The sequence below is a fragment of the Pseudomonas sp. B12(2026) genome, assembly GCF_057767015.1.
Genome location: NZ_CM173430.1, coordinates 4,972,501 through 4,985,435, shown reverse-complemented (window position 1 = coordinate 4,985,435; position 12,935 = coordinate 4,972,501). Strand labels below are relative to the sequence as shown.

The 12,935-nt window shown below is 65.0% G+C and carries 12 protein-coding genes; 8 read left to right on the top strand and 4 right to left on the bottom strand.

Annotated elements, in window-relative coordinates; all coding sequences use genetic code 11:
- Positions 1–9 precede the first annotated feature (9 nt).
- Entirely contained in the window at positions 10–897 is an 888-nt protein-coding gene (locus AC3B6A_RS23210) for a ChaN family lipoprotein (RefSeq protein ID WP_488399451.1), read from the top strand.
- 295 nt (positions 898–1,192) lie between these two features.
- Here AC3B6A_RS23210 and AC3B6A_RS23205 read toward each other — a convergent pair whose 3' ends face one another.
- The 3 genes from AC3B6A_RS23205 to AC3B6A_RS23195 all read right to left on the bottom strand — a co-directional run bounded on the left by AC3B6A_RS23205 (position 1,193) and on the right by AC3B6A_RS23195 (position 4,103).
- Positions 1,193–1,993, bottom strand: coding sequence for a cyclic nucleotide-binding domain-containing protein (locus AC3B6A_RS23205; protein WP_488399450.1), 801 nt, complete (start codon positions 1,991–1,993; stop codon positions 1,193–1,195).
- A gap of 105 nt (positions 1,994–2,098) precedes the next feature.
- Positions 2,099–2,371, bottom strand: coding sequence for a TfoX/Sxy family protein (locus tag AC3B6A_RS23200; RefSeq protein ID WP_207882802.1), 273 nt, complete (start codon positions 2,369–2,371; stop codon positions 2,099–2,101).
- A gap of 169 nt (positions 2,372–2,540) precedes the next feature.
- Positions 2,541–4,103 (bottom strand): bifunctional aminoglycoside phosphotransferase/ATP-binding protein, encoded by a 1,563-nt coding sequence (locus AC3B6A_RS23195; RefSeq protein ID WP_488399449.1) that lies wholly within the window; start codon positions 4,101–4,103, stop codon positions 2,541–2,543.
- Positions 4,104–4,311: 208 nt separating this feature from the next.
- On the opposite strand from AC3B6A_RS23195, the gene mrcB reads away from it, so the two are divergent.
- The 3 genes from mrcB to AC3B6A_RS23180 are packed head-to-tail and all read left to right on the top strand — an operon-like array spanning position 4,312 to position 7,791.
- Entirely contained in the window at positions 4,312–6,636 is a 2,325-nt protein-coding gene (mrcB, locus tag AC3B6A_RS23190; RefSeq protein WP_488399448.1) for a penicillin-binding protein 1B, read from the top strand.
- 16 nt (positions 6,637–6,652) lie between these two features.
- Positions 6,653–7,462: a tetratricopeptide repeat protein gene (locus AC3B6A_RS23185; protein ID WP_488399447.1), complete on the top strand. Its 810-nt coding sequence runs from the start codon at positions 6,653–6,655 to the stop codon at positions 7,460–7,462.
- On the top strand, positions 7,462–7,791 hold the full coding sequence (locus AC3B6A_RS23180) for a YqcC family protein (RefSeq protein ID WP_488399446.1): 330 nt from the start codon (positions 7,462–7,464) through the stop codon (positions 7,789–7,791). Before AC3B6A_RS23185 ends, AC3B6A_RS23180 begins: the two co-directional genes overlap by 1 nt.
- A 16-nt stretch (positions 7,792–7,807) precedes the next feature.
- Here AC3B6A_RS23180 and AC3B6A_RS23175 read toward each other — a convergent pair whose 3' ends face one another.
- Positions 7,808–8,254: a DUF4124 domain-containing protein gene (locus tag AC3B6A_RS23175; protein ID WP_488399445.1), complete on the bottom strand. Its 447-nt coding sequence runs from the start codon at positions 8,252–8,254 to the stop codon at positions 7,808–7,810.
- Between the two features lie 402 nt (positions 8,255–8,656).
- Here AC3B6A_RS23175 and AC3B6A_RS23170 point away from each other — a divergent pair, with 402 nt between their 5' ends.
- The 4 genes from AC3B6A_RS23170 (at position 8,657) to pssA (ending at position 12,915) form a co-directional block, all read left to right on the top strand.
- Positions 8,657–10,387: an acetolactate synthase 3 large subunit gene (locus AC3B6A_RS23170; protein WP_488399444.1), complete on the top strand. Its 1,731-nt coding sequence runs from the start codon at positions 8,657–8,659 to the stop codon at positions 10,385–10,387.
- Between the two features lie 2 nt (positions 10,388–10,389).
- Complete coding sequence (gene ilvN / locus AC3B6A_RS23165; protein ID WP_488399443.1) at positions 10,390–10,881, top strand: acetolactate synthase small subunit; 492 nt, start codon at positions 10,390–10,392, stop codon at positions 10,879–10,881.
- A gap of 43 nt (positions 10,882–10,924) precedes the next feature.
- Positions 10,925–11,941 (top strand): ketol-acid reductoisomerase, encoded by a 1,017-nt coding sequence (ilvC, locus tag AC3B6A_RS23160; RefSeq protein WP_488399442.1) that lies wholly within the window; start codon positions 10,925–10,927, stop codon positions 11,939–11,941.
- Between the two features lie 149 nt (positions 11,942–12,090).
- On the top strand, positions 12,091–12,915 hold the full coding sequence (gene pssA, locus AC3B6A_RS23155) for a CDP-diacylglycerol--serine O-phosphatidyltransferase (protein ID WP_488399441.1): 825 nt from the start codon (positions 12,091–12,093) through the stop codon (positions 12,913–12,915).
- The last annotated feature ends 20 nt before the right edge of the window (positions 12,916–12,935 follow it).

The following is a 12,935-nucleotide window of genomic DNA, read 5'->3' as shown; positions in this document are numbered from 1 at the left end:
GGAGTTCGCATGAAGTACCTTCTGGTTCCCCTGCTGGCGCTGTTGGGCGCCTGCCAAAGCTATGCCCCCGCGCCGCCGTTGCCGGCCTGGCAGAGTCCGGAGGGGCGCGACAGCGCCGATCTGGGCGTCATTCGTGATCTGCGCAGCGGCGAGCGACTCACGCCGCAGCAACTGCTCGACCGGCTGGCCACGGCGCCGCGCGTGCTGGTGGGCGAGCAGCATGACAACCCGGACCATCACGCCCTGCAGCTGTGGCTGCTGCGCGCCCTCGCGGAACGCCGCCCGAGCGGCAGCGTGCTGATGGAGATGATCAACCCGAACCAGCAGGAGCGCGTAACTGCCGCCCAGGCTGTGGCGGCCAGGGGCGAGGCGCCGCAGGACCTGATCGGCGCCCTGGCCTGGCAGCCGGGTTGGGACTGGTCGCTCTACGGCCCGCTGGTGACCTGGCTGGTGAAGCAGCCGGCGCCGCTGCTGTCGGCCAACCTGGATCGCAGCGAGATCCTGCGCATCTACGCCGAGCCGCCGGTGCTGGAGGGCGCGCGCTCCACGGCGAGCCAGGTGCGCGACAGCCTGCTGGACGATATCCGCGGCTCCCACTGCGGCCTGCTGCCGGAAAGCCAGTTGGCGGCGATGCTGGCGGTGCAGCAGCAGCGCGACCGGCGCATGGCCGAGCGTCTGCGGGCGGCGCCCGGACCGGCGCTGCTGATTGCCGGTGGCTTCCATGCGCGGCGCGACCTGGGCGTTCCGCTGCACCTGGAAGACCTGGGCGCGGGGCAGGGGCTGCGGGTGCTGATGCTGGCCGAGGTGGGCAGGGCCGTCGCGGCGGAGCAGGCGGATTACGTCTGGTACACCCCGGCGCTGCCGCCGACGGACCATTGCGCGGCGCTGCGCCAGTAGCGCGGACAGGGCCTGCGTGTCCCGCATGTGTGGGGACTCGCTTTTTCACAGGCAAAAAAAGACCCGGCAAAGTGCCGGGTCGAAACCGTGATTAGCCTGATGAGGAGATAATCTGAAGAGTCCGACTGCTTGGCCTCTCTAGCTTATCCACTGGCCTCGCGGCCAGTGAGCTAATAATAACTATTATCATTTGAGAGTCAACCTCTTTTGCGGAAATTTTTGCGTCCGCGAAAGTCTCTCCCGAAAAAACAGAAGCCCGGCACTGGGCCGGGCTTCTGCTCGCGGGCGCCGAACCTCAGCTCGCCTGGCGTTGCACGCGCAACTGGGTGACTTCCTTGTTCAGCAGGTCGATGCGCCGCGCCATGCCTTCGATCAGGCTGTGGGCGATGCGCGGGTTGCTCTGCATCAGGCTGAGGAACTGGTCCTTGGGAATGACCATCACCGTGCACGGTTCGCTGGCGATGACCGAGGCACTGCGCTTCTCGCGGGTGAACACGGCCATGGCGCCGAAGATCTCGTCCTTCTGCACGTCGCCGACCTTCTGGCCGTCGACGAAGGCTTCCGCATGGCCCTCGATGATGATGAACACGTGCTCGGCGTCGTCGCCCTGCTGGATCAGCTCGGCGCCGGCGGCGAAATGCTGGAAGCCGGTGGCCGGGCGGATCTCCGGCTGCTTCAGGTGCGCCAGGGCGTCGGAGAGCAGGGCGGTGTGGCCGATCAGGTAATGCAGGAACAGTTCCTGGCGCAGCTCGTCGTCATGGATGTGGCGGAGCACGTCGCTGCGCGAATAGGGGATCAGGCACAGCGGTTCTTCGCTGACGTAGCGGCAGGGCGGCAGGTCGATGCCCTGGCGCAGGCCGATCAGGTCGCCTTCCTGCAGATAGAACAGCGGGCGTTCGTCCACCAGGGCATGGACCAGGCCATTCTCGATGAGGAACAGGTGCTTGCCGGGCAGCTCGGCCTCCAGATCGTCGGAGCGTTCGAGGCGGATCGGTTCGTCGCAGGGCGCCAGACCGGCGAGCAGTTGCACCGGAATACCCTGCAGGCGGTTGATCAGTTGATCGGCATAGGCAGGTTGTTCACCGAGTAGGTACATGGCCGTAATTCCTTGAATGGCGGCAAGTCGAGGGCGCACGAAGGGCCCTGAAACCATAAGCGGGCAGGTACTTTTGCGTAAAGAATTTCCCACGGGGCTTGTGAGCTAGCTCTTGTTCCTCATGGGAAAAGTCTCAAGCTCACCCAGGAGCGCGGCTTTGTGCGCGGGTGGAAGGTCGTTCCAGTGCACGTCGAGCAAGGCGCCTTCGATGGCGTACAGGAGCACCTTCGAGGCGCGGAATCCGCGGGCCCTGACCGCCCGGTAGGCGCCTACGGCGCCCAGCCGGCGGAGGTCGGACGCACTGTGGATGCCGACGGCGTGCAGCCACTGGGCGGAAGTCTTGCCAAGATTCTTCAGGTGCAGCAGTTCGTCGTTCATCGTCGGTCCTTGCGATGCGGCACGAGGGGCATTGGATCTGAAGGGCCGTGAACTGCTCGTGGCGGCCGGGCACACCAGGGAAGTGTAGCGTGGCTTTGTGATATCGCCCTGCGCGGGCGGCAGGGCGAGGGGGCGGAGCCGCCGTGCTGGCGACTCCGGCTGGCGGGGATCAGAGACCCGGCAGGCGCTGGCGGATGCTGGCGACCAGGGCGTCCAGGCTGGCGGCGTCCGGGGTGTCGACGCGCTTGCTGTGCTGCTGCTCTTCGTCGCTGAGCGGCTCGCGGGCGGCCTGCTGGGCCTGGATGGTCTGCAGGGTGGCGTCCGACGGGTCGTTGCCTTCGCTTTCGCGCTGGGCGAGCCAGCCGGCGATGACGCTTTCCGGGGCATGGCAGTCGATGATGAGGAAGGGCACGCCGGTCTTCTCGGCCATCTTCCAGGCGGCCGCGCGCTGTTCGCGCTTGAGGAAGGTGGCGTCGAGCACCACCGGATAGCCGGCGCGCAGGATATCCGCCGCCAGCGTGTTGAGGCGCTGGTAGGTCGCCGCCGTGGCGTCGGCTGTATAAATGCCGGCCTGGTGCTGGCCGCGTTGCTCGGCGCTCTGCTCGCCGAACAGGCGCTTGCGCTCGACGTCCGAACGCAGGCGGATGGCGCCCAGGGCTTCCACCAGGCGCAGGGCCACCTGGCTCTTGCCGACGGCGGAGACGCCGACGGTCACCGCGAGGAAGCGCGACGGGATGGCGCTGTAGCTTTCCGCCAGGTTGGCGTAGTTGCGGTACTGGCGCAGGGTCGCGGCCTTCTGCACGGCGTCGGTCTGGTGCGCCAGGCTGAACAGTGCGATCTTGGCGCGGACCAGGGCGCGGTAGGCCTTGTAGAAGTTCAGCAGGTCCAGCGACTGGTAGTCGCCGGTGTATTCCAGGTACTGGCTGACGAAACGCCGCGACAGGCACTTCAGGCCACGGTCTTCCAGGTCCATGGCGAGGAAGGCGTAGTCGGCGGTGACGTCGGTGAAGCGGAACGGCTCGTTGAACTCGATGCAGTCGAACAGCACCACCTTGTCGTCGATGATGGCGGCGTTGCCCAGGTGGATGTCGCCGTGGCATTCGCGGATGAAGCCGTTGGCCTTGCGCGATTCGAAGACGCCGTGCAGGCGCACGAAGCTCGACTCGGCCCAGGCCTCCAGGGCGTCGAGCTGCAGCAGGTCGGCCTTGTCCGAGAGCAGCGGGCGGATCTGTTCGAAGTTCTGCCGCACCGGCGCCATGCAGGCGTCCGGGGTGCCCAGCGGGTGCTGCGCCGGGACCTGCGGGGTGCGCAGGTGGAACTCGGCGATCTGCCGCGCCAGGCCGTCGATATGCGCGGCGCCGAGTTCGCCACGGGCCTGCACTTCGCTGAGCAGTTGGGTCTGCGGGAATTCGCGACACTGGATCATGTATTCGATCGCCGGGCCTTCGCCGCCCAGGCGCGGGGCGCTCTCGCTGCCGGTGATCGGCAGGACGTCGAGGTACAGGCCTTCGGTGAGGCGCTGGTTGAGGCGCAGCTCTTCCTCGCAGAAGTGCTTGCGCGCGGCGAGGTCGGTGAAGTCGAGGAAGCCGAAGTTGACGGGCTTCTTGATCTTGTAGACGTAGGAGCCGGTGAGCAGGACCCAGGAAATGTGGGTTTCGATGACCCGGAAGCTTTCGACCGGATGAGGGTAGAGCGCCGGGTTCTGCAGCGCAGCGATCAGAGTCTGGCTCACGTTATGTCCTTGTCTGTCTATTTTTCGAGAGGCAGGCATTATGGCCGCTGGGTCCGGTGGTGCAAACACCGTCCGGCAACCAATCCGTCGCTTCGCGGTCGAAGCTCGGCAGTCCCGGCGCCGCCCCGCGCCAGCGCCTGGCAAGAATCCGGATACCGTCTGGCACGGTGTCTGTCCCCTGTGGATAAAGTACGTATAATGCGCCGCCATGACGCGTCCCCGATCTTCCAAATCCCGTAAAAAAAGCGGCAAATCGTCGCCTGCCATGCGCAAGTGGCTGGGCTGGGCATTCAAGCTCGGTCTGGTCGGCCTCGTGGTGCTGGCCGGTTTTGCCGTGTACCTCGATGCGGTTGTCCAGGAGAAGTTCTCCGGCAAGCGCTGGACCATCCCGGCCAAGGTGTATGCCCGTCCGCTGGAACTGTTCGTCGGCCTGAAGCTGGGCAAGGACGACTTCCTGCGCGAGCTGGACGCCCTGGGCTATCGCCGCGAGAGCGCGGTGAACGGGCCGGGCGCCGCCGCGGTGTCCGGCAACTCGGTCGACCTCAATACCCGTGGCTTCCAGTTCTATGAAGGCGCCGAGCCCGCGCAGCGGATTCGCGTGCGCTTTTCCGGCGATTACGTCGCCGGGCTGAGCCGCGCCAATGGCTCGGACCTCGCCGTGGCGCGCATGGAGCCGCTGCTGATCGGCGGCCTGTACCCGGCGCACAACGAAGACCGCATCCTGATCAAGCTGGACCAGGTGCCGCCGTACCTGATCGACACCCTGGTGGCCGTGGAAGACCGCGATTTCTGGACCCATCACGGCGTCTCGATCAAGTCCATCGCCCGCGCCGTCTGGGTCAACGCCAGCGCCGGCCAGTTGCGCCAGGGCGGCAGTACCCTGACCCAGCAATTGGTGAAGAACTTCTTCCTGACCAACGAGCGCAGCCTGTCGCGCAAGCTCACCGAAGCCATGATGGCGGTGCTGCTGGAACTGCATTACGACAAGCGCGAAATCCTCGAGAGCTACCTGAACGAGGTGTTCCTCGGCCAGGACGGCCAGCGTTCGGTGAACGGCTTCGGCCTCGCCAGCCAGTACTTCTTCAGCCAGCCGCTGTCGGAGCTGAAGCTGCCGCAGGTGGCGCTGCTGGTCGGCATGGTGAAGGGGCCCTCCTATTACAACCCGCGGCGCAATCCGGAGCGCGCGCTGGAGCGCCGCAACGTGGTGCTCGACGTGCTCGCCGAGCAGGGCGTGATCACTCCCGAGGAAGCCGCCGCCGCCAAGCAGGCGCCGCTGGGCGTGACCCGCCAGGGCAGCATGGCCAACAGCTCCTATCCGGCCTTCCTCGACCTGGTGAAGCGCCAACTGCGTGAGGACTACCGGGATGAAGACCTGACCGAGGAGGGGTTGCGCATCTTCACCAGTTTCGACCCCATCCTGCAGATGAAGGCCGAGTCCGCCGTCAGCGAAACCTTCAAGCGCCTCGAAGGCCGCAAGGGCGTCGCCGAGACCGAGACCGCCATGGTGGTGACCAACCCGGAAACCGGCGAGATCCAGGCGCTGATCGGCAGCCGCGACCCACGCTTCGCCGGCTTCAACCGCGCCATCGATGCAGTGCGGCCGATCGGCTCGCTGATCAAGCCGGCGGTCTACCTGACCGCGCTGGAGCAGCCGAGCCAGTACACCCTGACCAGCTATATCCAGGACGAACCCTTCCAGGTGAAGGGCAAGGACGGCCAGGTGTGGAAGCCGCAGAACTACGACCACCAGGCGCGCGGCACGATCTTCCTCTACCAGGGGCTGGCCAATTCGCTGAACCTGTCCACCGCCAAGCTCGGCCTGGACCTCGGGGTGCCGAACGTACTGAAGACCCTGGAGCGCCTGGGTGTCTCGGCGAACTGGCCGGCCTACCCGTCGATGCTGCTGGGCGCCGGCGCGCTGAGCCCGATGCAGGTGGCGACCATGTACCAGACCATCGCCAGCGGCGGTTTCAATACGCCGCTGCGCAGCATCCGCAGCGTGCTGGCTTCCGACGGCCAGCCGCTCAAGCGTTACCCGTTCCAGGTCCAGCAGCGCTTCGATCCGGGGGCCATCTTCCTGGTGCAGAACGCCATGCAACGCGTGATGCGCGAAGGCACCGCGCGCTCGGTCTACAACCAGCTGCCGGCATCGCTGACCCTGGCGGGCAAGACTGGCACCACCAACGATTCCCGCGACAGCTGGTTCTCCGGTTTCGGCCAGGACCTGCTGGCGGTCGTCTGGATCGGCCGCGACGACAACGGCAAGACGCCGCTCACCGGCGCCACCGGCGCGCTGCAGATCTGGACCAGCTTCATGCGCAAGGCTGATCCGCTGCCGCTGGACATGCCGATGCCGGATAATGTGATACAGGCGTGGGTCGATCCGCACACCGGACAGGGCACCGATGCCAACTGCCCCGGCGCGGTGCAGATGCCTTATATTCGAGGAAGCGAACCGGCCCTCGGCGCCGGTTGCGGAAACCAGACGCCGGCCAACGAGGTCATGGACTGGGTGCGTGGCTGGCTGAACTGATGCGAGAGGTCTGGAAGTGAGAAAAGCTTGGTATGCGGCGTCGGCGACTCTGGCGCTTCTTTCCGGTTGTGCGTCCCCGCAACACGGCGCGATTCCCGTGCAGGACTCCGGTACGGCTGTTTCCAACCAGGAGCACGTGGGCCGCAGCGGCGGCAATTATCAGGCGCCGGCCCCGGCCCGCGGCGGCCAGAGCGTCCCGCAGGGTGATTCCGGCGTGACCGTGATGGTGCCGCAGGATGCCGGTGCCGCACCGATCCAGACCTTCCCGGCGCAGACCGGCGCCGCGCCGATCAGCGCAGCGCCGATCACGCCGGGTTCGGCCTATTCGCAGCCGCCGGTGTCCACCACCGGCGGTATCACCTCGGCCGGTGGCTTCCAGTCGCAGACCTACCAGGTGCCGGCGTATCAGACCCGGCCAGCGGCGCCGTCCCCCCAGGGCGGCACCTACAGTGGGCCGTCGGGCATTCCGTCGAACAACACCGGCCTGGCGGCCGACGAGCAGCTCGATGGCCCGGTGCTGGCGCTGCTGACCACCGCGTCGCAGCAGCAGGGCGGCGGCGATCTCAATGGCGCCGCCGCCAGCCTGGAGCGCGCCCAGCGCATCGCTCCGCGCGAGCCGCAGGTGCTCTACAAACTGGCCCAGGTGCGCCTGGCCCAGGGCGACGCGGCGCAGGCCGAGCAGGTGGCGCGGCGCGGCCTGTCGCTGGCCGGCGGCCGACCGACCCTGCAGGCCAGCCTGTGGGACCTGATCGCCAAGTGCCGTGAACAGCAGGGCGACGCCGCCGGCGCCGCCGATGCCCGGCAGAAAGCCAAGGTGACCCTGTGATGGATGATCGTCTGCCGGCGATAGCCGATCAGCTGCTGCTGATCGAGCGCGAGCTGCGTGCCGTCGGTCTGTGGAGTGACGAGAGTCCTTCGCTGGAAAGGCTTTCCAGTCCCGAACCGTTCTGCGTGGATACGCTGGCGCTGGAGGAGTGGCTGCAGTGGATATTCCTGCCACGCATGAAGCTGATCATCGAGACTGGCGCGGACCTGCCTTCCGCATCGGGCATCCGGGCGATCGCCGAGGAAGCCTATGCCAGTGAAGGCGCGCGCGTACAGGCGCTGCTGGATGCGCTCGGCACGTTCGACCAGTTGATCACCGGGGAGCGCTGAGCGCTCCCGCGCTGCATCAGTTGCAGTTTGCCTGGATGGCTTTCTCGTTTTCGCCGATGCGTGCCTGACGCTCTTCTTCGGTGATACGGCGGTACTCGCCGTTTTCCTGCACGCGGACGCGTGGATTGTTCTTCAGCTGAGCCAGGTTCTGCCGCGCTTGCGAGCAATTCTTCGCCCGCGCGGCATCCTGCTGTGCGACTTCCTGCCGCACCTTTTCATCCAGGGCTTTCTGCTCGTCGTCCGTGCTGGATGCCGCCGGCGCCGGCTGGGGGGCGGCGGGCGGAGGGAAGCTCGGCTTGGGCGGGGCCGCGTTGGTGTTGACGGCCGAGGCGCTGGTGCCTTCCGGCGGCTGCGCGCCGAAATGCGTGACACCCTGGGCGTCCACCCATTTGTAGACCTGTGCGGCCATCACGGTCGGGGCCAGCGCGAGCAGCAGGCTGCCCATGAAAATCGTCCGTCGCATGCGTTGTCGGTCCTTGGGGTGCGGAGTCTGTCGATAACTATAACCAAATCGGCAGCTTATTCACTCTGAGAAAGTTCACATCCCTGCTTCATCCAAATGCCATATATGGCTTGACTTGCCCCCCTTGAATCAGAAGAATCCAAAGTTCGCTGCAGTGGGCCGGCCGCAAGCTGGTTTTACTCGGCAGACAAGAGGTGCTACCCGCGCCGCAAAGTTTCACCCTGTTTCGCGTTACCTCGCGCTGGGTGGAGGCTCTCCGTAACACAAACAGGAGTGTCTCCAGGTTCTGCTCAATCGGCAGTCGACGTAGCCGGCGATTACATTCGCCCATGTCTGCCGGGCAGCCATCCAAGTCGGTTCCCCACGTCGGGGTGTCCGTAATCGCGTTCTAGAGGTGACAACGTGGAGCTTTTATCCGGCGCTGAAATGGTCGTCCGCTCGCTGCGTGACGAAGGCGTTAAGTACATCTACGGGTACCCGGGCGGTGCCCTTCTGCATATCTACGACGCTCTCTTCAAAGAGAACGAAGTGACCCACATCCTGGTTCGCCACGAGCAGGCCGCCACCCACATGGCGGACGGTTATGCGCGCGCCACCGGCAAGCCCGGCGTGGTGCTGGTGACCTCCGGCCCCGGCGCGACCAATGCCGTTACCGGCATCGCCACCGCCTACATGGACTCCATCCCGATGGTGGTGATCTCCGGCCAGGTGTCGAGCAACATGGTCGGTACCGACGCGTTCCAGGAGACCGACATGGTCGGCATCTCCCGTCCGATCGTGAAGCACAGCTTCATCATCAAGCACCCGTCGGAAATCCCCGAGGTCATCAAGAAGGCCTTCTATATCGCCCAGTCCGGCCGTCCCGGTCCGGTGGTGATCGACATTCCGAAGGACATGGGCGATCCGACCCAGAAATTCGAATACAGCTACCCGAAGAAAGTGAAGCTGCGCTCATACAGCCCGGCGGTCCGTGGCCATTCCGGCCAGATCCGCAAGGCTGCCGAGATGCTGCTGGCAGCCAAGCGCCCGATCATCTACGCCGGTGGCGGGGTGATCATGGGCAATGCCGCCGAGCCGCTGACCGAAGTGGCGCACATGCTCAACGTGCCGGTGACCAACACCCTGATGGGCCTGGGTGGCTTCCCGGGTACCGACCGCCAGTTCGTCGGCATGCTCGGCATGCACGGCAGCTACACCGCCAACCTGGCGATGCACCATGCCGACGTGATCTTCGCCGTCGGTGCGCGCTTCGACGACCGCGTGATCAACGGTGAGACCGCCGCCAAGTTCTGCCCGAACGCCAAGATCATCCACGTCGACATCGACCCGGCTTCGATCTCCAAGACTGTCAAAGCCGACATCCCGATCGTCGGCCCGGTGGACAGCGTCCTGACCGAAATGGTCGCGATCCTCAAGGAAATCGGCGAGACCCCGAACAAGGAAGCCCAGGCAGCCTGGTGGAAGCAGATCGAAGAGTGGCGTGGCAACCGCGGCCTGTTCCCCTACAGCAAGGGCGACGGCAGCATCATCAAGCCGCAGACCGTGATCGAGACCCTCTGCGAAGTCACCCACGGCGATGCCTACGTGGCGTCCGACGTGGGCCAGCACCAGATGTTCGCGGCCCAGTACTACCGCTTTAACAAGCCCAATCGCTGGATCAACTCCGGCGGCCTGGGCACCATGGGCTTCGGCTTCCCGGCCGCCATGGGCGTGAAGCTGAACTTCCCCGACGCCGATGTCGCCTGCGTGACCGGTGAAGGCAGCATCCAGATGAACATCCAGGAGCTGTCCACCTGCCTGCAGTACGACCTGCCGGTGAAGATCGTCAACCTGAACAACGGTGCGCTGGGCATGGTCCGCCAATGGCAGGACATGCAGTACAACAGCCGCTACTCGCACTCCTACATGGAATCGCTGCCGGACTTCGTCAAGCTGGCCGAGGCCTATGGCCACGTCGGCATGCGCATCACCGACCTGAAGGACCTGAAGCCGAAGATGGAAGAGGCGTTCGCCATGAAGAACCGCCTGGTCTTCCTCGACATCCAGGTCGATACCAGCGAGCACGTCTACCCGATGCAGATCCGCGGCGGTTCGATGCGCGACATGTGGCTGAGCAAGACGGAGCGTACCTGATCATGCGACACATCATTTCCCTGCTGCTGGAAAACGAACCAGGCGCGCTCTCCCGTGTCGTCGGCCTGTTCTCCCAACGCAACTACAACATTGAAACCCTGACGGTCGCTCCCACCGAGGACCCGACGCTGTCGCGCCTGACCCTGACCACCGTTGGTCAGGATGACGTCATCGAGCAGATCACCAAGAACCTCAACAAGCTCATCGAGGTGGTAAAACTGGTGAATCTCTCGGAAAGCGCGCACATCGAGCGCGAACTGATGTTGGTGAAAGTGAAGGCCACCGGTGCCCAGCGCGCCGAGGTCAAGCGCACCACCGATATCTTCCGCGGGCAGATCGTCGACGTCACCAGCAGCGTCTACACCGTGCAACTGGCCGGCACCAGCGACAAACTGGACAGCTTCATCCAGGCCATCGGCACCGCGTCGATCCTCGAAGTCGTCCGCAGTGGCGTCACCGGCATCGCCCGTGGCGACAAGACTCTCAGCATCTGATTTGAAATAGGCCCACGAGGCCAACTGACAGGGGATTACCCAAATGCGTGTTTTCTACGATAAAGACTGTGACCTCTCCATCATCCAGGGCAAGAAAGTCGCCATCATCGGCTACGGTTCCCAGGGCCATGCCCACGCCTGCAACCTGAAGGACTCCGGCGTCGACGTCACCGTCGGCCTGCGCGCGGGTTCCTCCTCCGTTGCCAAGGCCGAGAACCACGGCCTGAAAGTCGCCGATGTCGCGACCGCCGTTGCCGCTGCCGATGTGGTCATGATCCTGACCCCGGACGAGTTCCAGGGCCGCCTGTACAAGGACGAGATCGAGCCGAACCTGAAGAAGGGTGCCACCCTGGCCTTCGCTCACGGCTTCTCCATCCACTACAACCAGGTCGTTCCGCGTGCCGACCTCGACGTGATCATGATCGCGCCGAAGGCCCCGGGCCACACCGTACGCTCCGAGTTCGTCAAGGGGGGCGGCATTCCCGACCTGATCGCCATCTACCAGGACGCTTCTGGCAATGCCAAGAACGTCGCCCTGTCCTACGCCTGCGGCGTCGGCGGCGGCCGTACCGGCATCATCGAAACCACCTTCAAGGACGAAACCGAAACCGACCTGTTCGGTGAGCAGGCGGTTCTCTGCGGCGGTTGCGTCGAACTGGTCAAGGCCGGTTTCGAAACCCTGGTCGAAGCCGGTTACGCCCCGGAAATGGCCTACTTCGAGTGCCTGCACGAGCTGAAGCTGATCGTCGACCTCATGTTCGAAGGCGGTATCGCCAACATGAACTACTCGATCTCCAACAACGCCGAATACGGCGAGTACGTGACCGGTCCGGAAGTGATCAACGCCGAATCCCGTGCTGCCATGCGCAACGCTCTGAAGCGCATCCAGAACGGCGAATACGCCAAGATGTTCATCACCGAAGGCGCCGCCAACTACCCGTCGATGACCGCCTACCGCCGCAACAACGCTGCCCATGGCATCGAAGTGGTCGGCGAGAAGCTGCGCGCCATGATGCCGTGGATCGCTGCCAACAAGATCGTCGACAAGACCAAGAACTAAGGTCTTTTCGACAACCGAAGAAACGCGGCGCTTGCCGCGTTTTTTCGTTCTTGGGTGGTGATCTGGTATAAAGCGGGGGCGCCGGGCCTGTCCGCGCAGTAGCGTGCCCCGGCATATCTCAGCCTCAACGAGTTCTCAAGGAATCGTCCATGAGTGAAGGTCACGAGGAGCCGAACAAGGCTTCCGACACCGAAGAAAGTCTGCTGCCCATCGATGAGCACATCGAAGAGGGCCACGACGCCGAAGGTCGCAAGGTCCGCCATCGCGGCATCTACCTGCTGCCCAACCTGTTCACCACGGCGGCGCTGTTCACTGGCCTGTACGCCATCATCAATGCCATGAGCGGCGAGTTCTCCAATGCCGCCATCGCCATTTTCGTGGCCATGGTGCTGGACGGCCTCGATGGCCGGGTCGCGCGCCTGACCAACACGCAGAGCGCGTTCGGCGCCGAGTACGACTCGCTGTCCGATATGGTCGCCTTCGGCGTCGCGCCGGCGCTGGTCGCCTTCGAGTGGGCGCTGAGCAGCCTGGGCAAGGTCGGCTGGATGGTCGCCTTCATCTATGTCGCTGGCGCCGCGCTGCGTCTGGCGCGCTTCAACACCCAGGTGGGCAAGGCCGACAAGCGCTACTTCATCGGTCTGGCCAGCCCGGCCGCCGCGGCACTGGTCGCCGGCACCGTATGGGCCTTCGCCGACTTCGACATCCAGGGCGCCAAGGTCTCGCTGCTGGTCGCGCTGATGGTCGCTGCCGCCGGCATGCTGATGGTCAGCAACATCAAGTACTACAGCTTCAAGGACCTCGACCTGCGCGGCCGCGTGCCGTTCGTGGCGATCCTGGTCGTGGTGCTGGCGTTCGCCGTGGTCTTCACTGACCCGCCGCGCATCCTGCTGCTGTTGTTCCTTGCATACGCCGCTTCCGGTCCGGTGCAATACTTGCTGCAGTTGCGCCGTTGCAAGCAGCCGCCTGTCGTGTAATTTCCCGCGGGCTCCGCAGT